This window comes from Pigmentiphaga sp. NML030171 (assembly GCF_002188635.1).
In the GTDB taxonomy this organism is placed as follows: domain Bacteria; phylum Pseudomonadota; class Gammaproteobacteria; order Burkholderiales; family Burkholderiaceae_B; genus Pigmentiphaga; species Pigmentiphaga daeguensis.
This window is the reverse complement of record NZ_NINX01000039.1, coordinates 191,770-217,409: the sequence shown is the minus strand read 5'-3', so window position 1 is coordinate 217,409 and position 25,640 is coordinate 191,770. Positions and strand designations below refer to the sequence as shown.

Annotated in this window: 27 protein-coding genes; 10 read left to right on the top strand and 17 right to left on the bottom strand. The window is 68.5% G+C overall.

What is annotated here, in order from left to right; translation table 11 throughout:
• The first annotated feature begins 55 nt into the window (after positions 1-55).
• A complete protein-coding gene (locus CDO46_RS19700; protein WP_165962992.1) occupies positions 56-955 on the top strand; it encodes a LysR family transcriptional regulator in 900 nt (299 codons plus the stop codon).
• 239 nt (positions 956-1,194) lie between these two features.
• On the opposite strand, the gene CDO46_RS19695 is transcribed toward CDO46_RS19700, so the two are convergent.
• On the bottom strand, positions 1,195-1,635 hold the full coding sequence (locus CDO46_RS19695) for a GNAT family N-acetyltransferase (protein ID WP_087840164.1): 441 nt from the start codon (positions 1,633-1,635) through the stop codon (positions 1,195-1,197).
• An 86-nt stretch (positions 1,636-1,721) separates the two neighbouring features.
• A complete protein-coding gene (locus tag CDO46_RS19690; RefSeq protein ID WP_254914640.1) occupies positions 1,722-3,035 on the bottom strand; it encodes a serine hydrolase in 1,314 nt (437 codons plus the stop codon).
• Between the two features lie 219 nt (positions 3,036-3,254).
• Between CDO46_RS19690 and CDO46_RS19685 the strand changes: the two genes are divergently transcribed.
• Together CDO46_RS19685 and CDO46_RS19680 are read left to right on the top strand one after the other, a co-directional pair.
• On the top strand, positions 3,255-4,784 hold the full coding sequence (locus CDO46_RS19685; protein ID WP_087840163.1) for a TerC family protein: 1,530 nt from the start codon (positions 3,255-3,257) through the stop codon (positions 4,782-4,784).
• Complete coding sequence (locus CDO46_RS19680) at positions 4,781-6,208, top strand: MFS transporter (protein ID WP_087840162.1); 1,428 nt, start codon at positions 4,781-4,783, stop codon at positions 6,206-6,208. The genes CDO46_RS19685 and CDO46_RS19680 overlap by 4 nt, the downstream gene beginning before the upstream one ends.
• On the opposite strand, the gene CDO46_RS19675 is transcribed toward CDO46_RS19680, so the two are convergent.
• Together CDO46_RS19675 and CDO46_RS19670 are read right to left on the bottom strand one after the other, a co-directional pair.
• Positions 6,205-6,774, bottom strand: a complete 570-nt coding sequence (locus CDO46_RS19675) for a FecR domain-containing protein (RefSeq protein WP_087840161.1) — start codon at positions 6,772-6,774, stop codon at positions 6,205-6,207. The two genes, CDO46_RS19680 and CDO46_RS19675, sit on opposite strands and share 4 nt — an antisense overlap.
• Before the next feature lie 46 nt (positions 6,775-6,820).
• Positions 6,821-7,729 (bottom strand): LysR family transcriptional regulator, encoded by a 909-nt coding sequence (locus tag CDO46_RS19670; RefSeq protein WP_243724347.1) that lies wholly within the window; start codon positions 7,727-7,729, stop codon positions 6,821-6,823.
• A gap of 94 nt (positions 7,730-7,823) precedes the next feature.
• On the opposite strand from CDO46_RS19670, the gene CDO46_RS19665 reads away from it, so the two are divergent.
• From CDO46_RS19665 to CDO46_RS19650, 4 genes are all read left to right on the top strand, one after another.
• A complete protein-coding gene (locus tag CDO46_RS19665) occupies positions 7,824-9,089 on the top strand; it encodes an MFS transporter (protein WP_087840160.1) in 1,266 nt (421 codons plus the stop codon).
• 181 nt (positions 9,090-9,270) lie between these two features.
• Complete coding sequence (locus CDO46_RS19660; protein ID WP_087840159.1) at positions 9,271-10,110, top strand: universal stress protein; 840 nt, start codon at positions 9,271-9,273, stop codon at positions 10,108-10,110.
• A gap of 43 nt (positions 10,111-10,153) precedes the next feature.
• Positions 10,154-10,552, top strand: coding sequence for a carboxypeptidase-like regulatory domain-containing protein (locus CDO46_RS19655; protein ID WP_087840158.1), 399 nt, complete (start codon positions 10,154-10,156; stop codon positions 10,550-10,552).
• Between the two features lie 33 nt (positions 10,553-10,585).
• Entirely contained in the window at positions 10,586-11,074 is a 489-nt protein-coding gene (locus CDO46_RS19650; RefSeq protein WP_087840157.1) for a universal stress protein, read from the top strand.
• On the opposite strand, the gene CDO46_RS19645 is transcribed toward CDO46_RS19650, so the two are convergent.
• The 7 genes from CDO46_RS19645 to CDO46_RS19615 form a co-directional block, all read right to left on the bottom strand.
• Positions 11,064-13,034, bottom strand: a complete 1,971-nt coding sequence (locus CDO46_RS19645) for a PhoX family phosphatase (protein ID WP_087840156.1) — start codon at positions 13,032-13,034, stop codon at positions 11,064-11,066. The two genes, CDO46_RS19650 and CDO46_RS19645, sit on opposite strands and share 11 nt — an antisense overlap.
• A gap of 158 nt (positions 13,035-13,192) precedes the next feature.
• On the bottom strand, positions 13,193-13,687 hold the full coding sequence (locus tag CDO46_RS19640; protein ID WP_087840155.1) for a TPM domain-containing protein: 495 nt from the start codon (positions 13,685-13,687) through the stop codon (positions 13,193-13,195).
• Between the two features lie 2 nt (positions 13,688-13,689).
• A complete protein-coding gene (locus CDO46_RS19635) occupies positions 13,690-14,601 on the bottom strand; it encodes a YgcG family protein (RefSeq protein WP_087840154.1) in 912 nt (303 codons plus the stop codon).
• Positions 14,598-15,179 carry a LemA family protein gene (locus CDO46_RS19630; RefSeq protein ID WP_087840287.1) on the bottom strand — a complete coding sequence of 194 codons (582 nt, stop codon included), beginning with the start codon at positions 15,177-15,179 and terminating at the stop codon, positions 14,598-14,600. Before CDO46_RS19630 ends, CDO46_RS19635 begins: the two co-directional genes overlap by 4 nt.
• Positions 15,180-15,258: 79 nt before the next feature.
• Positions 15,259-15,771 carry an anti-virulence regulator CigR family protein gene (locus tag CDO46_RS19625; protein WP_087840286.1) on the bottom strand — a complete coding sequence of 171 codons (513 nt, stop codon included), beginning with the start codon at positions 15,769-15,771 and terminating at the stop codon, positions 15,259-15,261.
• Positions 15,772-15,902: 131 nt separating this feature from the next.
• Positions 15,903-16,709, bottom strand: coding sequence for an ABC transporter permease (locus CDO46_RS19620; protein ID WP_087840153.1), 807 nt, complete (start codon positions 16,707-16,709; stop codon positions 15,903-15,905).
• Positions 16,706-17,320 (bottom strand): ATP-binding cassette domain-containing protein, encoded by a 615-nt coding sequence (locus CDO46_RS19615; RefSeq protein ID WP_207958564.1) that lies wholly within the window; start codon positions 17,318-17,320, stop codon positions 16,706-16,708. Before CDO46_RS19615 ends, CDO46_RS19620 begins: the two co-directional genes overlap by 4 nt.
• A gap of 159 nt (positions 17,321-17,479) precedes the next feature.
• On the opposite strand from CDO46_RS19615, the gene CDO46_RS19610 reads away from it, so the two are divergent.
• On the top strand, positions 17,480-18,445 hold the full coding sequence (locus CDO46_RS19610) for a tripartite tricarboxylate transporter substrate binding protein (protein WP_087840151.1): 966 nt from the start codon (positions 17,480-17,482) through the stop codon (positions 18,443-18,445).
• Positions 18,446-18,533: 88 nt separating this feature from the next.
• Here the strand turns inward: CDO46_RS19610 and CDO46_RS19605 are convergent, their stop codons facing one another.
• From CDO46_RS19605 to CDO46_RS19580, 6 genes are read right to left on the bottom strand one after another with little or no spacing between them, the layout of a single operon-like run.
• Positions 18,534-19,526, bottom strand: a complete 993-nt coding sequence (locus tag CDO46_RS19605) for a tripartite tricarboxylate transporter substrate binding protein (protein WP_087840150.1) — start codon at positions 19,524-19,526, stop codon at positions 18,534-18,536.
• A gap of 38 nt (positions 19,527-19,564) precedes the next feature.
• Complete coding sequence (locus CDO46_RS19600) at positions 19,565-19,927, bottom strand: cupin domain-containing protein (protein WP_087840149.1); 363 nt, start codon at positions 19,925-19,927, stop codon at positions 19,565-19,567.
• Complete coding sequence (locus CDO46_RS19595; RefSeq protein WP_087840285.1) at positions 19,924-20,934, bottom strand: zinc-binding alcohol dehydrogenase family protein; 1,011 nt, start codon at positions 20,932-20,934, stop codon at positions 19,924-19,926. Before CDO46_RS19595 ends, CDO46_RS19600 begins: the two co-directional genes overlap by 4 nt.
• A gap of 29 nt (positions 20,935-20,963) precedes the next feature.
• Entirely contained in the window at positions 20,964-21,845 is an 882-nt protein-coding gene (locus CDO46_RS19590; protein ID WP_087840148.1) for a 3-keto-5-aminohexanoate cleavage protein, read from the bottom strand.
• Positions 21,842-22,609: an SDR family NAD(P)-dependent oxidoreductase gene (locus CDO46_RS19585; RefSeq protein WP_087840147.1), complete on the bottom strand. Its 768-nt coding sequence runs from the start codon at positions 22,607-22,609 to the stop codon at positions 21,842-21,844. Before CDO46_RS19585 ends, CDO46_RS19590 begins: the two co-directional genes overlap by 4 nt.
• Before the next feature lie 30 nt (positions 22,610-22,639).
• Positions 22,640-23,461, bottom strand: a complete 822-nt coding sequence (locus CDO46_RS19580) for a dioxygenase (protein ID WP_243724345.1) — start codon at positions 23,459-23,461, stop codon at positions 22,640-22,642.
• Between the two features lie 127 nt (positions 23,462-23,588).
• On the opposite strand from CDO46_RS19580, the gene CDO46_RS19575 reads away from it, so the two are divergent.
• Entirely contained in the window at positions 23,589-24,635 is a 1,047-nt protein-coding gene (locus CDO46_RS19575; protein WP_254914639.1) for a LacI family DNA-binding transcriptional regulator, read from the top strand.
• Positions 24,636-24,682: 47 nt separating this feature from the next.
• Positions 24,683-25,543, top strand: coding sequence for an archaetidylserine decarboxylase (gene asd / locus CDO46_RS19570; protein ID WP_087840145.1), 861 nt, complete (start codon positions 24,683-24,685; stop codon positions 25,541-25,543).
• Positions 25,544-25,640: the final 97 nt, after the last annotated feature.

The window sequence follows — 25,640 nt, the reverse complement described above, 5'->3', positions numbered from 1 at the left end:
TTTTTTAAGTTTATTTGCTGTATTCCAAGAATTCACAAAATGAATGCATAAGGCCATGAACCTATACCGTTCCGACCTCAATCTGTTCTCTGTCTTCCAAGCCATGCTGGAGACCCGCAGCGTGACGCTGGCCGCAGACCGCTTCGGCATCACGCAGCCCGCGATGAGCAATGCCCTGACCAGGCTGCGCCAACTCTTGGGCGATCCATTGTTCGTCAACAGCACGAGCGGCATGCAGCCTACGCCGTACGCGCTGGAGATCGCCGAGACCGTGATCAACGCCCTGAGCGGCCTGCAACAGGCGCTGGATCACCGCAAGAATTTCGACCCTGGCGTCAGCGAGCAAACCTTCCGTTTCCACATTCCCGACATGGGGCAGGTCAACATCCTGCCCATGCTGCTGGAGCGCTTGCAGCAGGTGGCCCCTAGAGTGCGGGTGCAAACCGAGACCCTGTCGCAGGAGGACATACGCGTCGGACTCGAGAACGGACGCATCCATTTCGCCGCCGGCCACCTGCCCAGGCTGCGCGGCAGCCGCCTGAGAACCCAGCATCTGTTCGAGGAACGCTACGTGGTCCTGATGCGCGCCGGACATCCGTTGTCCCGCGGCACGCTGACCCAGAAATTGCTGTTGCAGGCACCGCACGCGGTGGTGACATCCCTGGGAGGCGGTCACCAGATCATCGAGGAGGTGCTCCTGAAGAAGCACGCCCGCATCGTCACGTACTTTCCCAACATCATGGCGCTGGCCATGACGCTGACGCGCACCGACCTGGTCGCTATCGTGCCGCGCCGGGTCGCCACGGAACTGGCCAAGGAAGGCAGGCTGCAAGTCGCGCAGTTGCCCATAGCCATGCCGGCCTTCGACGTGGCGATCTTCTGGCACGAACGCTCGCACACCAGCCCGGCGTGTATCTGGATGCGGGAACAGATGATCGATCTCTTCATGACATGACGCGAAGCAGGCACGGGGGCCGGCGTATCGACGAGCCTGATGTGGCGCCGTGGGAAACGGTGGCTCCGACATCCCGATTATGCGCATAATGTATATTATGTAAAGTCACGTAATATGAAAGACAACCCGACCGGGTCCAGTTGCTCCCTACGCATGCACATGTCCCTTTTCCTTGGCAACGGCGGTCAGCGACACGCCAAGCGCATCCATGACCCTGCCGCAATCGTCTCGACCCACGCCTATCCCAGCGCCTTCCTGTACTGCACGAACCCGCTTTTCTCCGCCACCTGGTCATACAGCCGCATCGCCTGCGCATTGCTCTCGTGGGTCAGCCAATACACGCGCGCCGCGTTGGCGTCGGCTGCGGCCCGGTAGACGTGTTCGATCAGCGCCCGGCCCACGCCTTGCCCGCGGCATTCGGGCTGCGCGTACAGATCCTGCAGGTAGACGTAGTCGCCCCGTGTCCAGCAACTGCGGTGGAAGATGTAGTGCACCAATCCGACCAGGCGGCCGTCGGATGCGGCGACCGCGCAATGCATGGGTTCGCTTTCGTCCATCATGCGGGTCCAGGTCAATTGCGTGGTTTCCAGCGGGATGTCGACCCGGTAGAACGCCTGGTAGCCGCGCCACAGCGGCAGCCATTGATCGAAGTCGGTCTCGGCGGCAGGGCGGATGAGCATGGCGGGAATGTTCCTTGTGAATGAACCGAGGGACGAAGGAAAGCGGGGGCGCCCCGCCCTCCTCGTCCCCGGCGGCCGCCCTGCCCTTATTGCAGCGCCTTCACCACGGCGTCGAAGAACGCCGTGTTGTTGATGACGCCGGCGCCCGTGGGCTTGGACTGCGCGCCCCAGGTCACGATCACCACCTTTTCCTTCTTGTTGATGTAGATGTTCTGGCCGAAGATGCCGGTGGCGTAGAACGCCTTGTCGATCGCCGACTGGCCGTCGGTGTTCACCCACCACATGTAGCCGTAGTACGGCAGGGGATCACCGCCGCTGAGCGTCTTGCCGCTGCCGGCATCGGCCACCCAGCCGTTGGGCAGGATGGATTTGCCGTCGATCACGCCATCGTTCATGAAGAATAGCCCGAAGCGGCCCCAGTCGCGAAGCGTGGCGCTCAGGCCGCTGCCGCCGATCTCGATGCCGTCCGGCGAGTCCAGCCACCAGTTGGCCTCGGCCTCCATGCCGAACTTCGACCAGATCTTCTCCGACAGGTAGTGGGCCAGCGGCTTCTTGATGGCACCGTGCAGCAATTCGCCGGCGATCTGCGTTTCCCCGGTGCTGTAGTTGAAGGTGGAGCCGGGTTCGGCCGCGCGCGGCAGCTTGCTCATCAGCTCCAGCGCCGAGCCCGGCTTCTGGCTGATCTGGGCCTCCAGCAACGCGCGGCGGTCCGAGGCGGGATTGGTATAGGTCTCGTCCCACTTCACGCCCGAAGACATCATCAGCACGTCGCGCACCGTGGCCCCGTCGTAGGCGCTACCCGCCAGCTTGGGCACGTACTTGACCACCTGGTCGTGCACGCTGCCGATCAGGCCGTCCTGGATGGCGACGCCGATCAGCGTCGACGTGATGGACTTGGCGACCGACATGGACATCCAGCGGGTCTTCTCGGTGTTGCCGTACTGGTAGGTCTCGTAGGCGATCTCGCCGTTCTTGAGCACCAGCAGGCCCGAGACGCGATTCAGCGCCAGGTAGTCGTAGATGTCGTAGTTCTTGCCACCGGCCGTGAACTTGATCGCGGGCAGTTGCCTGGCCGCCTTGGGCAGCGGGCGCGGCGTCGCGGCGGGAGCGATGCTGCGGGTGGGAAACAGACGATCGATGTTGCGGAAGGTGTTGACCGCGAGATCGGGCGTCAGCGTGCCGTCGTACATTTCCCGCACCGTCCCTATCGGTTCCTTCGCATGCGGATAGGTATTGGCGGGCGGTTCCGGCGGCGCGGGCGGAGGATCGTCGTCGCTGCCGCAGGCGGCCAGGCCGATCATGCCGGCCAGCGCCAGGCTGTAGACGAGGCCGCGGCCCAGCGGCGGCATCCAGCAAGGACGGGATGAGGACTGCGGTAAGGACGCTGAGTGGGTTGTCACCTTTGTTCTCCTTGCCATGGCAAGCGGCCCGGACGCGGTCCGCCGCAGGCGCCAACCAAGCAATATGCGGACCATTGCAGCTCATGCATGGCCGCTCCAGGCCACGCCCCGTCCGGCCTTCGGATACTGGCGGAAACACGGAATCGCCACCCGTGCGGTGTCCGGATTCCCGGACGCCATGCGACACTGCGCGAATCTTCCCTTCCCGCGGAGCAAGCCATGGATTGGTTGATGGACCCCACTGCCTGGGCCGGCCTGCTGACCCTGATCGTGCTCGAGATCGTGCTGGGTATCGACAACCTGGTCTTCATCGCCATCCTGGCCGACAAGCTGCCGGCCGCCCAGCGCGACCGGGCCCGGGTCATCGGCCTGGCGCTGGCCCTGGTGATGCGGCTGGCGCTGCTGTCCGCCATATCGTGGCTGGCCACGCTGACCCGGCCGCTGTTCAGCGTGGCCGGCTTCTCGTTCGCGGGACGCGATCTGATCCTGCTGGCGGGCGGCCTGTTCCTGCTGTTCAAGGCCACGCTGGAACTGCACGAAAGGCTGGAAGGCAGCGGCGACCACGCGGGCAACCGCAAGGTCGAAGCCGGATTCTGGCTGGTCGTGGCGCAAATCGTGCTGCTCGATGCCGTCTTCTCGCTGGACTCGGTCATCACGGCCGTGGGCATGGTCAACGAGCTGTCCATCATGATGATCGCGGTCGTCGTGGCGATGGCCATCATGCTGCTGGCGTCCAAGCCGCTCACGCGCTTCGTCAATGCCCATCCGACGGTCGTGGTGCTTTGCCTGAGCTTCCTGCTGATGATCGGCCTGAGCCTGGTGGCCGACGGGCTGGGCTTCCATATCCCCAAGGGCTACCTGTACGCGGCCATCGGCTTCTCCATCCTGATCGAGGCCTTCAACCAGACCGCGCGCCGCAACGCGCTCCGGCACGCGGCCCGCCGCCCGCTGCGGGCACGGACCGCCGATGCGATCCTGACCATGCTGGGCGGGCGGCGGGCCTCCCAGGGAACCGACGAAAGCGCCCCCTCCCCCGCGCAGGGCGCCTTCGCCGAGGAGGAGCGCCACATGGTCAGCGGCGTACTGACGCTGGCCGACCGCTCGGTGCGGTCCATCATGACGCCGCGCTCGGAGATCTCGTGGGTGGACCTGACGGCCGGCGCGGACGAACAGCGCGCGCGCATCCTCGATACCCCCCACAGCTACATGCCGGTCTGCCGGCGCAACTTCGACGACGTGGCCGGCGTCGCGCGCGCCAAGGATCTCCTGGCCAGCCTGCTCGAGACCGGAGCCATCGACGCTTCGCGCCTGCGCGCGCCCATCTACGTGCACGAATCCATCCCCATCCTGGACCTGATGGACGTGCTGCGCGATTCGCGCGGCCAACTGGTGCTGGTGACCGATGAATACGGCACCGTACTGGGCCTGGTCACTCCCGTAGACCTGCTGGAGGCCATCGCCGGCGACTTCCCCGACGAAGACGAGACACCGTCCATCCAGCCGCTGGGGCCGGGGCGATGGCGCATGGACGGCTCCGCCGACCTGCGGCACGTGGAACAGGCGCTGGACCTGCCGTCCGGCCTGGCGGGCCCGGGCTACACCAGCCTGGCCGGTTTCCTGCTGGACCGGTTCGCCGAACTGCCTCCGGTGGGAGCCTGGCTGGACCATGCCGGCTACCGCTATACCGTCAGGGAATTGGACGACAACCGCATCTCCGTGGTGGAGGTGGCCAGGCAGGACGAGCCATGACGCGGACCGATCTGCCCAATCGCCTCGACCGGCTACCGTGGTCGCCCTGGCATACCCGCGTGGCCGTCGCGCTGGGCGTGGCCTGGGTGCTGGACGGCCTGGAGGTCACGCTGGTCGGCAGCGTGGGCGGCGTCCTGGAACGCGGCGACACGCTGGCCCTGAGCGCGGCGCAGGTCGGCTGGTCGGGCTCGCTGTACATCGCGGGCGCGGTGCTGGGAGCGCTGGCCTTCGGCCGGATGACCGACCGCCTGGGCCGCCGGCGGCTGTTCCTGATCACCCTGGCGATCTACATGGCCGGCAGCCTGGCGACGGCCTTCGCGCCCGGCTTCGCCTTCTTCGCCGCCTGCCGCTTCGTGACGGGCCTGGGCATAGGGGGCGAATATGCCGCCATCAATTCCGCCATCGACGAACTGATCCCGGCCCGCGTGCGCGGACGGGTGAACCTGGCCATCAACGGCAGTTTCTGGCTGGGCGCGGCCCTGGGCGCGGGACTGAGCCTGCTGCTGCTCGATGTCCGCGTGCTGGGGCCGGTATGGGGATGGCGCGCGGCCTTCCTCGCCGGCGGCGTCATGGCGGCCGCCATCCTGCTGGTGCGGCGCCATGTTCCGGAAAGCCCGCGCTGGCTGGCCGCGCACGGCAGGCTGGACGAGGCCCGGCGCATCGTGCTCGCGATCGAGGACGAGGCGATTCGCCGCCATGGCGCGCTGCCGCCGGTCGCGGGCACCTCGCCGGTGGCGGGCCGCTCCCCCACCCTGCTCCAGGTCGCCCGCATCCTGGTGCGCGACTATCGCCGCCGCAGCGCCGTGGCCCTCGGACTCATGGTGGCCCAGGCATTCTTCTACAACGCCATCTTCTTCACGTATTCGCTGGTGCTGACGCGCTTCCACGGGGTGGCGGAGGGCCGCGTCGGCCTCTACGTCTTTCCGTTCGCGCTGGCCAACGTGCTGGGCCCTCTGCTGCTGGGGCCGCTGTTCGACGTCGTCGGCCGGCGGCGCATGATCGCGGCCACCTATGTCTCGGCCGGCCTGGGCCTGGCCTTGACCGGCTGGGCCTTCGCGCAAGGCTGGCTGGACGCGCGCAGCCAGGCCTGGTGCTGGTCGGCCGTATTCTTCCTCGCCTCGGCGGCGGCCAGCTCCGCCTACCTGACCGTGAGCGAGATCTTTCCGCTGGAAATGCGGGCGGTGGCGATCGCGGTGTTCTACGCGGTGGGAACCGGGCTGGGAGGATTCGCCGGCCCGGCCCTGTTCGGCGAACTGATAGGCACGGGCAGCCATGCGGCGGTGGCCCTCGGCTATGCGGTGGCGGCGGCCATGATGGCGGCCGCGGGCCTGGGCGCGCTGCGCCACGGCGTGGACGCCGAACGCAAGTCGCTGGAGGACATCGCCCCGCCCCTGCCGGCGCGGCGGCCGGACGAACCGTCCTAGCGCGCGGGGGCCGGGCTCGCGTGGGTGAGCTGGTGGGTGCGCGTGCCCATGTCCACGGTCAGGGCGTCGCCCGGCTGCAGCTCCACGAACTCGCGGGGGCCGGCCGTCACGGTACGCACCTTGAGCGCGCCTTCCACGAGTTCGACCCGCAGGCGCTCGGGCTCGGCCGCGACCCGGAACAGGATGTCGGGCGTTTCGATGCGGGTGCCGTCGATGACCACCTCGTTCACGCCCCACTGCACCGAGAAGGCGGCGCGGTACTGCCAGCGCACGTGGAAGGATGCCTCGCCGCGGGCCAGGATCACCTGGCGCCGGCGCGAGTAATAGGCCACCGACAGCGAGGTGCCGGGACCGGCGTCGATGCGGGAACCGTCGGGCAGCTCCAGCGACCGCGCCTGGCCTTCTGTACGCAGTTGTTCGCCGAACTGCGGCGAGCTCTCGCGCATGACCCAGCTCACGGTCAAGGCCCCCGTCAGCCCCAGTGCCAGGGCCAGGCAGGCCCAGCCCAGCCATCGTTTCCAGGGCCGGGGTTGCGTGGACGGAGTACGGGGGGAAGGCAGGGACATGGCGATGCGGCGGGAGGCGGGAGCGGAATTCGGTACGGTGGGACGATTATAAGGAGGCGGGCTGCGGCCCCACCGCCAGGCGCCGGAAAGCGGCCCCGGTGGCCGAGGCGCCGTCGCGCCGGCTGGCCAGCCACAGCTTCGAAGCGGCCTCGGGTTCGCGCAGCGTCCGGATGACCACGCCGGCCACGTCCAGCCGGCGCACCGAGGCCGGCAGGATGGAGACGCCCAGCCGCGCCGCCACCAGCCCCGCGATGGTCACCACTTCCCGGGCCTCCTGGGCGATGCGGGGCGCGTAGCCCGCCGCCCGGCACAGGTTCAGTGCCTGGCTGTAGACGCCGGTGCCCGCGCCGGGAGCGAAGAAGACAAAGGGTTCCTGGGCCAGTTCGGCAACGCCCAGCGCCTCGCTGGCGCCGGCCAGCCGGTGCCGGCGCGGCAAGACCGCGACCAGCGGATCGGACAACAGCGGATGCGCGTCGAGTTCCGCGGGAAAGGCGCCGCTGGCGGGCAGGCGCATGAATCCCACGTCGCTGCGTCCGTCCAGCAGGGCCTGGATCTGTTCCTGGCTGGTCTCTTCGATCAATTGCACCGCCACGGCCGGATGGCGTTCGCGGAAACGCGACAACAGGTTGGGCAGCGCCCCCGTCAGGACCGCGCTTTCGGTGAAACCCACGCGCAGCGTGCCCAGTTCGCCCCGCGCGGCACGCGCCGCGATGGATGCCGCGCGTTCGGCCTGGGCCAGCAGCGCGCGGGCCTCGGGCAGGAACAGCTGGCCTGCCTCGGTCAGGGAAACCTGTCGCTTGTTGCGGTGGAGCAGCCGCGCTCCCAGGTCCTGCTCCAGGGCCTGCAATTGCTGGCTCAGCGGCGGCTGGGAAATGCCCAGCCGGGCCGCTGCCCGGCCGAAATGCAGTTCCTCGGCCACCGCCACGAAATACCTTACCCGGCGCAGATCTATCATAGGGATTGGATATTACTGGGCATGATTTCAGTATTGGACGATATCAGACAAAAGGCCTAGAGTTAACCCCTAGAACGTCACTTGCTCGACTGCCATGTCTTCCGCTCCGCCCGCCGGCGCCCCTCTGTCTCGCGCGGATACCACCGTTTCACCGGCCGTGCCGGCCCAGCCGCCCGGCCACATCGAACGCGGCACGCCGGCCTTCTGGCGCGCGGTGGTCGCGCTGTTCGCTTCCGGCTTCTCGACTTTTTCGCTGCTGTATTTCGTCCAGCCGCTGATGCCGCTGTTCGCCCATGATTTCGGCCTGTCGGCCGCCGCCAGCAGCCTGGCGCTGTCGCTGTCGACCGCCCTGCTGGCCATCTCCATGCTGGCAGCCAGCGCGGTGTCCGAGCGGCTGGGCCGGCGCACGCTGATGTTCGCCTCGCTGCTGGGCTCGGCGACCCTGACCACCGCGATGACCCTCTTTCCGCAATGGCCGGCGCTGCTGACGCTGCGCGCCTTGATGGGCATCACCCTGAGCGGCCTGCCGGCCGTCGCCATGGCCTACGTGGGCGAGGAAATGGAGCCCCGCGCCGCCGGCCTGGCCATGGGCCTGTACATCGGCGGCTCCGCCATCGGCGGGATGTCCGGCCGCCTGCTGGCCGGCGTGATCGCCGACGGCCACGGCTGGCGCGTCGCGGCCCTGGTCATCGGCCTGATCGGCTTCGCCGGGGCGGTGCTGTTCTGGAGGACATTGCCCGCGTCGCGGCATTTCAAGCCGCGCGCGCTGGACCTGGCCGGCGCCCTGGGCAGCTTCCGGTCCCATCTGCGCAATCCCGCCATGCTGCGGCTGTTCGCCCAGGGCTTCCTGCTGATGGGCGGTTTCGTCGCCGTGTACAACTACATCGGCTTCCGGCTGCTCGCCCCGCCGTTCTCGCTCAGCCACGCCGTGGTCGGCATGGTGTCGGTGGTCTACCTGGCGGGCATCGTCAGTTCCGCCTGGATGGGCGACCTGGCCGCGCGCCTGGGACATGGCCGCGTCATGGCGGCGGGCGTCCTGCTGCAATTGGCCGGCGCGCTGCTGACCCTGTCGGACAACCTGTGGCTGCTGGTTCTCGGGATGGCCGTGCTGACCTTCGGCTTCTTCGGCGCGCACTCGATCTGCAGTTCCTGGGTCGCGCGCGCAGCCCGGCAAGGCCGTGCCCAGGCGTCTTCCCTGTATCTGTTCGGGTACTACTGCGGATCCAGCCTGATCGGGCTGGGCGGCGGCTACGCGCTGGACCTGGCCGGCTGGAACGGCTTCATCGGCCTGGTGACCGTCCCGCTGGCGCTGGCGGCGGCCAATGCCATCCTGCTGGCGCGGCGCGCGGCGGCGGTCTAGCACCCGTTCAGTTCTGGTTACCAACTCTCCCGCCAGCGCCCTTTCCTTTTGGCTTTTTTCGTACCAGACTATTTATGAGTTGCCACCGTCGCCCACGCGTGCGGCGGACTTGAGCCAGATCAAGGTTCACGCATCGCGTCGCGGCTAGGATGGAGTCATCCACTCACGGCTGGAGGCGCATATGCTGGGACGTATCGCAGTTCATCTGGATCTGGACCGGGGCTGCAGGCGGCGCGTACGCGCCGCGGCGCAACTGGCCGCCGAGCACGATGCCACGCTGGTCGGCATCCACGCCAGCTTCGGCCGCCCCCTTCCCTACCTCTACGAAGGTTTCTTCGTTTCCGACGACGTCAATCGCATGCTGCGCCAGCGCGTGGACGACGACCGCGCCGCCACCGAGGCCCTGTTGCAGGAAGTCGCTGGCGAGACCGGCGTGACGGCGCACTGGCGCACCGGCAATGGCCTTGCCGAGAACGTCCTGTGCGAGCAGGCGCGTTATTGCGATCTGCTGGTCATGAGCCAGCCCGACGATGCCGACCCGGGGCCGCAACAAATGCCGGTCCTGCTGGCCACCGTGATGCTGGGCGCGGGCCGTCCGCTCCTGATGTGGCCATCGGTGGGCGAATTCAACGCCATCGGCCGCCGCGTGCTTTTCTGCTGGGACGAACGCCGCGAGTCGGCCCGCGCACTGGCCGATGCCGGCCCCATCCTGGAAGAAGCCACCGAACTGTTCGCGCTGCGGGTCGACCCGCCGTCCGAACCGGAGCAGGCGGCCCAGACCAAGCGAGCCGACTTCCTGGCCTACTGCGCCGGACGGCAATATCCCATCCCGCAGGAAACGGTGCGCGAAAGCGCGGGGATAGGAATCGGCAATTGCATCCTGAACGCGGCCGCCGACAACGCCTGCGACCTGATCGTGATGGGCGCCTACGGCCACAGCCGCGTGCGGGAGGCGGTCCTGGGCGGCACGACTCGGACCTTGTTGGAGTCGATGACCGTGCCGGTCCTGTTTTCCCATTGATACATGGGCCCGCGTGGCCCGGAGATCGGCAAGGAGCAGCATCATGAAGCAGAACCTACGATGGGCGGCGCCGCTGGCGCTGGCGCTGGCGGCCGCGTGGCCGTTGGCCGGCCAGGCGATGGACAAGGGCGAACAGAACGGCATCGCCTACGTGACGGGCGGCGTGGGCCAGGACGAGTCGGCCGCCATCCGGGGCATGAAGGACTACAGCCTGCGCGTGCTGGCGGCCGCCAAGAGCGGTGAATACGTAGCCGACGTACGCGTGGCCATCCGCGACAGCGGCGGCAAGGACGTCCTGTCCGTGACCACCCAGGGCCCCTACCTGTTGGCCCGGCTCGCGCCGGGCGACTACCGCATCGATGCGGAGTACGGATCGGCCCGGCAAAGCCGCCAGGTCCGCGTCCCGGCCTCGGGGCGTGCCGAGGTTTCCTTCTATTTCTGACCCGAGCGGTCACCACGAACCAGGAGCATCCCCATGTACCAGCGCATACTCGTTCCCGTCGACGGCAGCCCCACCTCCAACCGCGGGCTGGACGAGGCCCTGCGCATCGCCGCGCTGACCAAGGGGCAGTTGCGCCTGATGCACGTGATCGACGAGTTGTCGCTGGCCGGTTCCATGGGCGCCTACGCCGCCTATTCCGACTGGATCAACGTCCTGCGCGCCAACGGCGCCGAACTGATCCAGCAGGCCGAGGCCAAGGCGAAGGCCGCCGGCATCGCGGCGGATACGGTGCTGCACGACAATTTCGCCGGCCCCGTGCACGACTTGGTCATCCAGGAAGCGCGCACATGGCCGGCGGACCTGATCGTGATCGGCACCCACGGCCGGCGCGGCCTGCCCCGCATGGTGCTGGGCAGCAGCGCCGAGAAGATCCTGCGCGAGGCGCCGGTGCCGGTGCTGCTGGTGCGGCAGCCCGAGGCCGGCGGCGAAGCCGGCCCGGGCTCCCCGGCCGTCAACCCTTGAGCTTGATGCTCGTGGGATCGGCGGTCAGGTACCCCACCGCGGCGCCGAAGCGGTCCTTGTAGTTGGAGCGGATCAGCGGATCCAGCGTGTCCTTGACCTTGTCGTGCAGCGAGCTCCAGTCACCGGCGTGCTGGAAGTTGCTCATGATGTAGGTCCAGCCGTTGATCTCGTCCACGGCGTGCAGGCCGGTCGACTCGCCGCCCGCGGGTACCGACAGCAGCCGCGACAGCGACTTGGTGTCGACGTTGTAGGCCCACAGGAAGTTGTTCACGTGCGAGCCGCTGTCCTCGCCGATGAACAGCGTGCGCAGTTTTTCCGAGAACTTGAGGTTGTCCGGGTTGGCCACCAGTTCCGGGTTGGCCTTGTTGCCCAAGGCGTCGGCCGCGATATCCTCGCCCACCAGCAGCATCCTGGTGTGCACCGGCATCCATTCGCTGTTGATGGCCGCGCCGGTCTGGTCTTTCTGGCCGCCGGCCAGGGTATGGGCCAGCACGCCGCCGGCGATCAGCGCCTTGTCCAGCGCGATGCCGCTTTGCTCGTTCCAGCCCTTGGCATTGCCCTTGACCATGGAGTCCTGGATGTTCTGCAGGGCCGAGTAGGCCACCTTGTCCTTGATGTTGACCGTGGTGCCCTCCATCTTGGTGAAGCCCATGCTGCCGCCCATCAGATAGGCGTAGCGGTGCGTCTCCAGGAAGGCGGCGGCCTTCTCCATGCCAGGCTTGACCTTGACCCAGTTTGCCGCGCCGTTCGAGAAGATCTTCGTATAGGTCGCGTCCGAGGGATCGGACTTGAGCACCGTCATGATGTCCTCGGGATCGAGCGTGTTGGCCATCTGCTCGATCTCCGCGCTGGTGGCGTGGCCCAGCTTGATCCAGGTCAGGTTGGCGCCGGGCGCGGCCGGGTCGACCGAGAAACCGGACCCCAGCTTGGCGACATACAGCGTGCCCGCCGACAGGTCCTTCTCCTTGTCCGCCACGAACACGAACAGGCCGCTGTTGGTGGCGTCGTCGCCCATCAGCACCGTGCGGTTGTCGGGCATCACCTGGATCAGCTCGTGCGAGATCCGCCCCATGCAATAGTGCTTCTTGATCGAACCCGTGCCGTCCGGATTCACCGTGACTTCGGGAATGTGGCCATAGTGGTAGGGGCGGGCCTTGGTCTCGTCGCCGTACAGGTTCTTGCTGAAGGCCTTGAACTGGGCGTTGGTCGAAACGAAAGGAGCATCCGGTTCGTACTCCTCGCTAGACAGGTGGGTGTTCCAGGGCGACAGGCTCGCGCCACAAGTGATCCACAGGCCATGCGCCGCCGAGGTGTCGACGTTGTGGTACTTGACCAGGCTCAGCTTGCCGGTGGCCTGGTCCTGGTCCAGGGTCAGGACGGCGATGGGCGACGGCAGCGTGCCGTAGGTATCGGCGCCGCTCTGGTCGCGCGTCGTGTACTCGAACTGCACCACGGCGAACACGGCCTTGCCCTTGATGCCCGGGACGTTGGCGTTGGACAGCGCGAGCAGCGAGGTGCCGTCCGGCGAGTCCGAGAAGATCTGGCGTTCCTTGCCTGCCACCGACTTGTCGATGATCGGCTTGTTGTTGATGTCGACGTAGCCGCCGGCCAGGATCTTGCCGCCCTTGCCATCCGAGACCATGTCGCCGGTGATGAAGAACGGCTGGTACGCCAGCTTGTAGGCGTGGGAACTGCCGTCGCTCAGCTTCACCGTCAGGGTGGAGTTCACGGTGGTCGTGGCCATCGCCGCCGGATTGGACAGCGACGGCGCGGGGGTGGAGGTGAACGAGGCCGACACGAAATCCGCGGACGGCTGGGGCGTGGGCGTGATGGGATCGTCGTCCCCGCCACAGGCGGCCAGCAGGGACGCGGTGACCGTCCCGAGAGGCAGCATGGCGGGCGCGCCGGCCAGGAACTTGAGCGCCTGGCGGCGCGAGTTGTTGAGTAACGTATCGGACATTGTTCTGGTTTCCAAGGAGGGGTGCGTTGCAACGTCGAATCGACGGCGGCATCCCGGTTCCGGAAACCAGGGAATCATGCCTCCCGATTCGCGTCTGGGCGAATGCTAGGAGGCATGGGTGACACTTTCATGAAAGGGACGCGGCCGTCCCCTGAGCGCTACATGATCCGCGGACGATCGGGCAGCGTGTTGGCGCGGGACGCGCCGGGGTAGTGCCGGGCCAGCGAGGCGCCCAGCGCGGTGATACCCTCGATCACGCCCTGCTCGTAGCGGCCCTGGGCAAACGCCTCCTGGATGCCGCGGCAGACGGCTTCCCAGGTCCCGGCGGTTTCGCAGGCGTGGATGCCCCGGTCGCAGACGATCTCGACCGCATGGTCGGCCATCAGCACGTACAGAAGGATGCCGTTGTTGTCGGGCGTGTCCCATACGCCTTGCAGCGCGAAGACTTCCAGCGCCCGTTCCCGCGGCGACTGCTGCTGCCACAGCGGGCCCATGTCCAGCGCGGCCTCGACCACGAAACGGATCTGGCCGTCATGGCGCGACTCGACCTCGCGGATGGTTCGCTCGATGCGGTCCAGCGACCGGGCCGGGAAAGCCCGGTGCGCCGCGCGGCGGGTCGTCACCAGATGCTTGAGGAATCGTTTGATCGCCATGCCTACCACCGTCCCGAAGCGCCGCCGCCACCGAAGCCGCCGCCCCCACCACCACCGAAGCCGCCGCCGCCGAATCCTCCGCCGCCAAAGCCCCCTCCTCCGCGGCCCCCGCGATGGCTGCCGCCGTAGCCGCCCGGCAGGCCGGCGAAGCCGCCACCCACCAGGGTGAAGAAGAACGCCAGCACGGCGCCCAGGATCGCGATGGCCACCGCGCCGGACAGCAGCCAGGCCGCGCCGCCCACGACACCGCCGGTCACGAGCGCGCCCGGCAGCCTGCCCAGGGCACGCCGCAGCATGCCGCCCGCCACCAGCGCGACGATCAGCAATACGGGGGCGATGCCTTCCAGGTCACCGCCTTCCCGGGCGGCGCGCTGGGGCGGCGGCGGCAGCGGTTCGCCGTCGATGAGCCGCATGATGCGGTCGGCTCCCTGGGAGATGCCACCGTAGTAATCGCCCTCGCGGAATCGCGGCGTGACGATCTCGTTCAGGATGCGGTTCGCCGTGGCATCGTTCAGCACCCCCTCCAGTCCGTAGCCCACTTCGATCCGCATGCGCCGATCGTCCTTGGCCACCAGGAACAGCACGCCGTCGTCCACGTTCTTGCGGCCGGGCTTCCAGGCCTCGGCCACCCGCAGCGAATACTGCTCGATGCTCTCTGGCACGGTGCTGGGGACGATCAGGATCGCGACCTGGCTGCCCTTGCGCTCCTGGAACGCCCGCAATTGCTGTTCCAGTCCGGAGCGCTGCTCGGCGGTCAGCGTCGAGGTCAGGTCGGTGACCAGCCCGCCGAACGGCGGAATCGCCACCAGGCCATCGCTGGCGGCCTGGACCGGCGCGGCAGCCAGCCACAGCACGGCAAGCCCGGCGGCCAGCCATGCCGACGCCCGGCGTCCCCAGGCCCGCCATGCGCTCATCGGGCGCCCGCGGGCTTGTTGCCGCCGAAGTCGACGGTGGGCGGCGTGGAAATGGCGCTTTCGTTGGCCACCGAGAAATTGGCCTTCACCGGATAGCCGAAAGCCTTCGCGGTCAGGTTGCTCGGGAACGAGCGCACGATCACGTTGTAGTCCTGGACCGACTTGATGTAGCGATTGCGGGCCACGGTGATCCGGTTTTCGGTGCCTTCGAGCTGTGCCTGCAGGTCGCGGAAGTTCTCATTCGCCTTCAGGTCCGGGTAGCGCTCCACCACCACCATCAGGCGCGACAGCGCGCTAGTCAGCTGCTGCTGGGCGGCATCGAACTTGGCGAAGGCCTCGGGATCGTTGACCAGCTCGGGCGTCGCGTTGATGCCGGTGGCCTGGGCGCGGGCGTTGACCACGGCGGTCAGCGTATCCTGCTCGTGGCTGGCATAGCCCTTGACCGTGTTGACCAGGTTGGGGATGAGGTCAGCGCGCCGCTGGTACTGGTTCAGGACCTCGGACCAGCTGGCCTTGACCTGTTCGTCCGCGCGTTGCAGGTCGTTGTAGCCGCAGCCGGACAGCGTGGCCGCCAGCATGACGAAAAAGGCAGTGATCAGGCTTCGCACCTTGTTCTCCTTGGAAATGCGTGCTTGGAATGGATGCTTCGCAGTCCGGTCAACGGAATACGTCGGCGAGCACGTCGGCTACGACCAGGGTGGCCAGCGACACCAGGATCAGGTCCGTGCCCGCCACACGCCACTCGTAGCCGGGATAGACCGGCAACCTCGACAGCATGCCGGACGGCACGGCCTTCTTGGCGATGCCCGGTGGCAGCGGCTTGCCCCGGGCCAGGTTCTTGCGTATGCCCGGGGGCAAGGGGCCATAGCCCACCGCCTGGTAGTCGGAGGCATAGTTCCTGGCCAGCGATACCGTGATGCCCGCGCGGACCAGGTCGTCGCCGCCATCGGCGCGCTTGCCCTGCTTGGGGCCGCCGCCCTTGCCCGACACCTTGTCGCCCTGCCCTTGCCCGTGGCCCTTGCTTCCCTGCCCCTTGCCGCCCCCGTGTCCGCCTCCGGCGTGGGCATTGCCGTTGCCTTTGCCGCCGGGCGGATCAGCCCATGCGGGCGTCATGCCCAGCGAACCTGCCAGCAGCAGGACAAGGAAAATTTCGCGTCGCGGTTTGAGCATCATTTTCAATCGGCTCCTCGAGCACAGGTGTGCAACGAGCCAAGCATAGCGCAAGGCCGCGGCAGGCGGCCCCGACAAGGTATCCAGTTGCAGCGGCCGGTTGCAACGGCATCGGCCGCGCGGCCGCAGCGTCAGCCGCCGTGCCGCGAGACCAGCCGCTCCAGCCTCAGGCGGTCGCGTGCGTCGGTCAGCCGCCACACCGCCAGGTAGACCGAACCGGCCGACGCCGCGAAGCCGCCGCCGGCCAGCAGGAACATCAGCAGGATCTGGTACTTGGCCGATTCGATGGGGTCCATGCCGGCCAGGATCTGGCCGGTCATGATGCCGGGCATGGTGATGACGCCCGCCGCCGCCATCTGGTTCATCACCGGCAGCACCCCCGCCCGCACCGCGCCCCGGATGATGTTCCGGAACGCGGTGTAGCGGTCGGCGCCCAGGGCCAGCCGGGCCTCGATGGCCGCGCGTTCGCGCGAGACCGAGGTGAACACGCCGTTCAAGGCCAGGCTGGCGCTGTTCATGGCCGTGCCCAGGACGATGCCGGCCAGCGGGATTGCGTGGCGCGGGTCGTACCAGGGGTCGGGACGCAGCGCCGTCGCCAGCGCCAGCAGCGCGATGCCCAGCGTGGCGACGCCCACCGGCACGCCGCCCACCCCATAGCGCCATGCTCCCTGGAAGCGCCGCTCCTGCCTGGAGCCGACTTCGTGGCAGGCCGCGGCGATCATCAGCGCAACGACCGCGCCGGTCACCCAGGGCGAGGTCAACGCGAACACCTGCCGCAGGAACAGGCCCACCAGGACCAGTTGCACGACCATGCGTGCCGCCGCCACCAGCAGCGGACGCTGGATCCCCAGCGCCAGCCGCAGCGACAGCGCGGCGCTGGCCAGCACCAGCACGGCCGCCATGGCCAGTTCCATCGGCGTCAGTGAAATGGGGCTCATGGCGTTTCGTCCTCCAATCCGCCGGGGGTCACGCGCAACCGCCGGGTGGCGATGCGCACGGCCTGGGCCGCGTCATGCGTGACCACCAGCAGACCGGTGCCCTGCTCGCGCAGCCGCGCCAACAGGGCCTCGACCCGGGCGGTGGCTTCGGGATCCAGGGCCGAGGTCGGTTCGTCCAGCAACAGGAAACGCGGGTGCTGCGAGATGGCTCGCACCAGCGCGAGCCGCTGGCGCTGTCCGGTCGACAGCGTGGCCACGGGCGCCTCGAACAGTGCATCGGCCAGCCCCAGCTCGGGCAGCAGCGCCCGCGCCCGCTCCGGATACGCCATGTGATCGGCCACGATGTCCGCCCACCATCCGGCGTCGGCGGCGACATAGGTAACCTGGCGCCTGAAGGCCGGGGCCGGCATGCGGTCGCGGTCCACGCCGTCCAGCTCGACGCGGCCCCGGGCCGGTTCAAGGTCGGCGATCATGCGCAACAGCAGGCTCTTGCCCACGCCGGACGGGCCGGACAAGGCCACGCACTCCCCGCCTTCGATACCCAGGTCGAAAGGGCCGGCGAGACGGCCGTGCAGGCCATTCACGATCAGGGAGGAACAGGTGTCGGTCAAGGTCGTATTCGCCAGGGGGCGGATGCTCGGACGGAGCGACAGTCTAGCGCGAAGCCCGCGTGGCACGGGGCTTTCCGGCTCATGCACGTATAATGGATAGTTGCTCGCGGCAACGATAAGACCACAAAGCCCATTTACCATTTCAAGGTTGTTTCATCTATGTATCGCGCACTCGCCGCCGCCCTCGTGCTGGGCACCCTGGCCGTCGCTCCCGCTCATGCCGGACCCTACCCCGACCGCCCCGTCCGCATCATCAATCCGTTCCCTCCCGGCACGAACACCGACACGGTCGCGCGCCTGCTCGCCCAGAAGCTGCAACAGAACTGGGGCCAGGCCACCATCGTCGAGAACAAGACCGGCGCGGGCGGCGCGATCGGCGCGAACTTCGTCGCCAAATCGCCGGCCGACGGCTACACCCTGCTGCTGACGTCCTCGTCCACGCACCTGGTCGCCCCCGTGCTGCGCAAGGACGTGCCCTACGACGCGAACAAGGACTTCACGCCCATCATGACGGTGACCGTGTCGCCGCACGTGGTGGTCGCCACCCGTTCGCTGCCGGTCAAGGACTTCAAGGACTTCGTGGCCTACGTGAAGTCGCACCCGGGCACCACCTTCGCGTCCTCGGGCAACGGCACCGGCTACCACCTGGCGGGTGAACTGTTCGCCCACGGCGTCGGCGCCAACATGCTGCACATTCCCTATCGCGGCGCGGCTCCGGCCATGAACGACCTGATGGGCGGACAGGTCCAGTCCATGTTCGACTCCCCGGGCAGCGTCGCGCCCAACGCCAAGAGCGGCCGCGTCCACGCGCTGGCCGTCATGGGACCCAAGCGCTGGCCGACCCTGCCGGACGTCCCCACCACGGTGGAGCTGGGCTATCCCCAGCTGCAGTTCTCCACCTGGCTGGGCCTGTACGCGCCGGCGAACACCCCGCCCGACGTGATCGCCAAGATCACCAACATCCTGACCACCGAACTGTCCAAGCCCGGCATGAGCGAACAGTTCGACCAGATGGGCTCGCAGTTGAACATGATCGTCGGCAAGGACTTCGCCAAGTTCATGCTGGACGGCCAGGCTTCGCTGAAGAAATTGGCCGAAGAGGCCAAGCTGCCGATGCTGGACTGATCGCGTCCCCCCGAAACGGGAACGGCCTCGCTTTCGAAAGAAGCGAGGCCGTTTTTCCTTGGGGACGACCGGCGGGAGCGACGCTAGCCTACTCGATCTTGATGCCTGCGGCTTTCACCAGCTGCGACGCGGACTTCGTCTCGTCGGCCAGGTACTTCTCGAAGGCCTTCTGGTCCATGGGCATGGGGGCGGCGCCCAGGTTGGCGAAGCGGGTCTTGATGTCGGGCATCTCCAGCACCTTCAGCACGCCGGCGTGGATCTTGTCGACCACGGGCTGGGGCGTCTTGGCCGGCGCGAACAGGCCCACCCAGAACGTGTAGGCCGCGGCCGGCAGGCCCGAGTCGGTCATGGAGGGCACGTCGGGCAGCGCGGCCGAACGCGCGGCGGTACCGACGGCCAGCGCCTGCAGCTTGCCGTCCTTGATCATGGGCAGGGCCGATACCAGGGGCGCGAAGAACCAGGTCGTACGGCCGGCGATGGTCTCGGTGATGGCCTCGGGCGTCCCGCGGAACGGCACGTGCACGGCATCGATGCCGGCGGCCACCCGGAACTGTTCCGCGTTCATGTGCGTGGCCGAGCCGTTGCCGGCGGAGGCATAGAACAGCTTGCCGGGATCGGCCTTGGCCTTGGCGACCAGGTCGCCCAGGTTCTTGTACCCTGCCGAGGGCGAGACCACCAGCACGTTGGGCAGGCTGGCCAGCGGCGTGATGCCCTCGAAGTCCTTGAGCGTGTCGTACGGCAGGTTCGGGTAAATGGACGGATTGACGAGGTGGCCCGAACTGTGGATCAGCAGCGTGTAGCCATCGGCGGGCGCCTTGGCCACCTGCGCGGCGCCCAGCGTGCCGCCCGCGCCCGGCTTGTTCTCGACCACGATCTGTGCGCCCAGGATGGGGCCCAGCTTGTCGGCGATCGAACGCGCCACCACGTCGGTGCCGCTGCCGGCGGTGAACGGGACGATGAAGCGGATGGGGCCGCCTTGCGGCCAGTTGCCCTGGGCCTGAGCGCTCGCGCCCGCGGCTAGCATGGTCGCGGCCGCGAGGACGCGCAGCGAGGTCCGGCGAGCGTGGGAATGTCGTTGCATGGTGTGTCTCCTCTGGTTTATCGAATGGAACGGCGGCCCTAGCCCGGGACGGGCGGGCTGAATGGCATGGCCAGCAGCACCGATGCCGTCCGGCCGCTGCGGTTGATCAACTGGCGTTTCTCGCCGGGCGCCAGGCGGCATGAATCCAGGCGCGCCAGCGTGGCTTCCTGCCGCACCCCGTCCAGCTCGCTCACGACGGTCAGCTCGCCTTCCAGGACCACGTAGTGCTTCTCCATGGGCGAGCCATCCAGCGAGGTGTGGCCGCCGGGTTCCAGCGTCGAGACGCCCAGCCACAGCTGTTCGGCCGGGCCGGCTTCCCTGCCTTGCAGGCGCACGCAGCGCATGTCGAAGTGGTTGGGAGCCTCGTAGACGGGAGCCTCGGGATAGCGGGTGACGTTCATGCCCGGCCTTCCCACGGCCGCAGCACGATGCGCTGGTCCGATCCGCCGATTACCGTGCGGTAGGCATCGAGCGCGTCGGTCAGTGCATAGACGGCATCGGCGCCGACGGGGAACGGCCGCAGCGTGCCGGCCTCGAACCCCGGCCGCAGCGCCCGCAGGTGCGCGGCCGCCTCGGTGCAGTCCATGGCCAGCGAATCCACGCCCACGTAGGTGTGCATGGCGCGGTAGAACGTGAAGATGTCGAACGGCACCGGGCGCTCGACCGTGGAGATGAAGATCTGCGTGGCGCGCTTGGCCATGGCCTGGTTGGCGGCCTGGAAGTACGGGCTGCCCACGGTGTTGTAGACCAGGTCCACGCCGCGGCCGTCGGTGAGCTCGCGCAGCCGCGCGGCCACGTCTTCCCGGCTGGCGTCCACGACCTCGACCGGCGCGCAGGCGAAGCCGGCGTAGGGTCCCGGCCGGCGCTGGACCGCGATGACGCGGGCTCCCGCCTGCGCCGCGAGCTGGACGGCGGCCTGCCCCACCTTGCCGTTGGCCCCCATGACGGCGACCACCTGGCCCGGCAGCGGCATGCCGCTGCGTTGGAAACCTTCGTAGGCCGTCACGAACGGCACGCCTATCGAGCCGGCGGCATCGAAGTCCAGGCCCGCGGGCATTTCCTCCAGCGCGGCCAGCGGCAGCGTGAGCCAGGCGGCATGGGAGCCGTCCCGCGTGATGCCCAGGTCGCCGCCCGAGCCCCAGACGCGGCGGCCTATCCATTCGGTGGGGCCGGCCACCACCGTGCCGGCGAAGTCGCGCCCGGGCGTGCGCGGCCAGACGGCCTGCGGCATCAGGCCCAGCGCCGCCTTCACGTCGCTGGGATTGACGGCCGCGCTGGCCACCTTGACGACGGCGTGGCCCGGATCCGGCCGGGGCATGGCCAGGGTTTCGATGGCCGGGGCCAGGTGGGCGGCGGACTCGGCCTTGGCCTGTACGCGCACGGCCGGCCCGTGTTGGGTTTCTTGCATGACGGTGGACATGATCGGTAGCGGTTCCTTCAATTCCTGATGGGCAGGCCCAGCATGTCGCGCGCCTCGCCGGCGCTCGCCACGCTTCCTCCCAGGTCCTGCACGATGCGCGCGGCACGCTCCACCAGCGCCGCGTTGCTGGGCGCCAGGACGCCCCGGGACAGGTAGATGTTGTCTTCCAGGCCTACGCGGACGTGGCCGCCCGACACGAAAGCGGCCGCCAGCATGGGGAACTCGTGGCGGCCCACCCCGAAGGCGGACCAGAAGGCGCCCGCCGGCAGCAGGCCGCGCGCATACAGCAGCGTCTCGGGCGTGGCCTCGAATCCGTACTTGACGCCGGTGACGAAGGTCCACATGCCCGGCCCGTCCAGCGTGCCGTCGGCGATCAGGTCGCGCGCGAGGTGGATGTCGCCGCTGTCGAAGATCTCCAGTTCCGGCTTGACGCCCGCCTCGCGGATGACGCCGGCCATGATGCGCACGTTGCGCGGGGTGTTGATGACCACCTCCGCGCCCGAGTTCATGGTGTTCAGGTCCAGCGAGCAGACGTCGGGCCGCAGCCGCGCGATGTGCTCGACCCTTTTCTCCGGGGGCAGCAGCGTGGTGCCGGGGCCGGCCACGCGGGGCTCGGCCTCGCTCGGCACGTAGCGGCCGCCCGGGCCGGTGGTCAGGTTGATGATGACTTCGCGGTTCTCGGCCCGGATGCGGCGGATGACCTCGTCGTACAGCGCGACGTCTATCGACGGGCGGCCGGTTTGGGGATCGCGCACGTGGATGTGGACCTGCGCCGCGCCGGCGCGGGCCGCCTCGAGCGCCGAATTGGCGATCTGCTCGGGCGTGATGGGCAGGTGCGGCGTCTGCTCCGGCTTGGTCAGGTTGCCGGTGATCGCGCAGGTGATGACGGTCGGGTTCACAGGTGGCGTCCTCCATCGACCACGATGCGGGTGCCGGTGGCAAAACGCAGCGAGGTGGCGCAGGCTTCCACGGCGGCGGCGATGTCGTCGGTGGTGCCGATGCGGCCCAGCGGCGTGGTGGCGGCAGTCTTGGCGTTGAAGTCGGCGCCCCGGCCCGGCACGAAGGTGGAGTCGACCACGCCCGGGCTGACCGACAGCACGCGCACCTGCGGCGCGAGCACGCGGGCCAGGGCCTCGCCCACCACGTCCACGCTGGCCTTGGCCGCAACGTAGGCCAGGTTGCTGCCGACGCCCGTGAAGGCCGCGATCGAGGACAGCGTCACGATCAGGCCATCGCCGCTTTCCTTGAGCAGCGGCGCGAAGGCGCGGATGGTCGAGAAGACGCCCCGGAAGTTGACCTTCAGGATGTCGTCGATCAGTTCGTCGGTCAGGCCCTCCAGGTCGGCCGCGGGCACGGGCTTGGTGTAGCCGGCGCTATTGACCAGGATGTGGCAGGTGCCGAAGTCGGCGCGGACGCGCTCGGCCGCCGCCTTCAGGGCCGGGCTGTCGGTAATGGAGGCCCGGACCTCGGCGTGTCCTTCCCCGGGCAGTTCGCCCACCCGGGAAGCGGCGGCGGGATCGCCGTTATGCAGCAGCACGCAACGCGCCCCGCGGGCCGCCAGGCGCCGCGCGCTGGCATGGCCGATTGCGCCGGTGCCGCCGGCTATCACGGCCACCTTGCCGTCCAGGCGGTCCTGCGGCGCGAATGTGGATGCTTGTGTCATTGGGAGTTCCTTTGGTGATGCGTGGGAAGTTCAGGGAATCGGGGGATGCGGGAAGACCATCTCGCCTTCCAGCAGCGTGAAGCAATGATCGAAGACCGCGACGTCGCCGCCCGGGCGCGATTCCACCCGGTACTGGCCGACCAGCCGGCGCGTCACGCCGAAAGTGGGATCGCTGTGCAGGAACTCCGAGTCGTCGGCGTAGACCTGGGTGATCAGGACCTTGTAGCCGGGCTTGGAGAACATGAAATGCAGGTGTGCCGGCCGGAACTCGTGGCGCGCCTGGGCGCGCAGCAGCACGCCGCCCGGCCCGTCCACCGGCACGGGATAGCCCGCCGGCCGCACCGAACGGAAGCGGAAGCGTCCGTTCTCGTCGGTCGTGAAGCGGCCGCGCAGGTTCATGTCGGGCTGGGTCTCGTCCTGGTTCTCGTACAGCCCGCTGGGCGATGCATGCCAGATGTCCACCGTGACGCCGGCCAGTGGCCGGCCCTCGCGGTCCTGGACCAGCCCGCTGCCTTCGAGCGGGATGCCGGGCGTGCCCGGCGCCGCCAGCGAGGCCCCCGGTTCCAGGCTGGGCGAGTTGGCGCGCCAGAACGGACCGAGCAGCGCGGCGTCCGACTCGCCATGATGGTCAGCGTTGTTCAGCAGCGCCACCAGCGACGACACGCCCAGCAGGTCGGCCACCAGCACCGCCTCGTTCTTGGTGTCGCAGGTGGCCTGCCCGATGGCATTGAGATAGCCCAGCGCATATTCGAACTCGGCCTCGGTCAGCCGCGTTTCCAGTACGAAGGCGTGCAGATGCCGGACCAGGCTGCATAGCAGTTCCTTGACGCGCGGATCGGCGGTATTTGCCATCGATTGCAAAACAATGGGGGTAAGAGACTCTGGCGTGCTGGGCAACATTTGGCATAACCTCATGCTATCGATAGCATTCAGTTTAGCCGGATCGTTCCACTTGTCAACAAGGAGATTTCCCGCCCCCATGCGCCGGCACTTCGCTATCATCTCGCCCATGCCCAAGCGTTCTTCCGCCGCCACCCTTGCCGACATCGCCCTGCACGCCCAGGTGCACAAGACCACCGCTTCGCGCGCGCTGGACCCCGAACGACGCCACATGGTCAGCCCCGAAGTGATCGGCCGCGTCGAGGCCGCCGCCCGCGCCCTGAACTACCGCGTCAACCGCGCGGCGTCGGCGCTGCGCACCGGGCGGTCGGGCACGGTGGGCGTGCTGTTGCCCGACATCACCAATCCCGTGTTCCCGCCCATCCTGCGCGGCATCGAACAGGCGCTGGCGGCCGAGGGCTTCTTCGTGCTGGTGGCCGATACCGGCAACGAACAGGCGCCGGACGAGGCCGCCGACCGCATGCTGGCCCAGCGCGTCGAAGGGCTCATCATCGCGACCTCCAGCCTGCACGACCCGCTGGTCGAGCGCCTGGTGCGCGACCAGGTCAAGGTCGTGCTGGTCAACCGCCGCGACGAAGACGGCAGCCTGCCCGCCGTCGTCAGCGACGACATGCTGGGCATGAAACTGGCCGTCGATCACCTGGTGTCCATCGGCCATCGCCGCATCGCCCACCTGTCCGGGCCGCTGGCGCTGTCCACCGGTTCGCTGCGGCAGGCCGGCTTCATCCAGGCCATGGCCGCGCACGGGCTGGAGCCGGCCGGCTTCGCCCAGTGCGACGCCTATTCCTGCGATGCCGGCGAGGAAGGCACGCGCGCGCTGCTGGGCACCGGAGCCGAGTTCACGGCCATCGTCGCGGCTAACGACCTGATCGCGCTGGGGGCGATCCAGGCGTTGCAGCAGCGCGGACGCACGGTGCCGCAGGACGTCTCGGTCGTGGGACATAACGACATGCCCTTGATGGACAGGGTGTCGCCTCCCCTGACCACGGTACGCATCCTGCACTACGAGATGGGGTTCCGGGCGGCCCGCTTGTTGCTGGACAGCCTGCGCGGCGTGCCGGGCACGACGTCCACGGTCGTCCTGCGGCCCGAGCTGGTCGTGCGCGGCTCCTCCGCACCGCTGTAATATCCAGGCGCGAACCCGAAACTGCCTCGCCCGCGCGAGGCCCCGACATGTCCATCAAAGACCAGCTTTTCATCTACGGCCAATATCTCGCGCCCCAGGCGCTCGTCTCCAGCCTGTTCGGACGCCTTGCGCACTGCCGCGTCGCCGGCCTGAAGAATCCCGCCATCGCCCGTTTCATCCGCCAGTACGGCGTGGACATGAGCGAGGCCCTGGAGCCCGACCCCACCGCCTACGAACACTTCAACGCCTTCTTCACCCGCGCGCTCAAGCCCGGCGCGCGTCCGCTGGATCCCGCCCCGGACGCCGTGCTGTGTCCCGCCGACGGCGCCATCAGCCAGTTGGGCCCCATCCGCGCCGGCCGCATCTTCCAGGCCAAGGGGCACGATTTCAGCGCCGACGAGCTGCTGGGCGGCGATGCGCGGCGCGCCGATCCCTACCGGGATGGCGGCTTCGCCACCATCTATCTGTCCCCCCGCGACTATCACCGGGTGCACATGCCGGTGGCCGGCACCTTGCGCGAAACGGTCTACATCCCCGGACGCCTGTTCTCGGTCAATCCGCTCACCGCCCGGACCGTGCCGCGCCTGTTCGCGCGCAACGAACGCCTGGCATGCCTGTTCGATACCGAACTCGGCCCCATGGCGGTGGTGCTGGTGGGCGCCATGATCGTGGGCGCCATGGAAACCGTCTGGGGCGGCCAGGTCGACCCGCACGGCTCGCGCATCGTGACCACGCGCTACGACGACGGCGCCGTGCGGCTGGACAAAGGCGCCGAGATGGGCCGCTTCAAGCTCGGCTCGACCGTGGTCCTGCTGTTCGGTGCCGGCCGGGTGGATTGGAACGATGCGCTGGGGCCGCTGGTCGGCGTGCGCATGGGCCAGGCGCTCGGACGCGCAGTGAATCTATAATCGACATCGTCGAGCATGCTCGACCCCCACGGCGCCCGTCCCCCCTGGCGCCGCGGATCCGGCCCCGCCGGTCCGCCAGCGCCGCCCCTAACGGGCA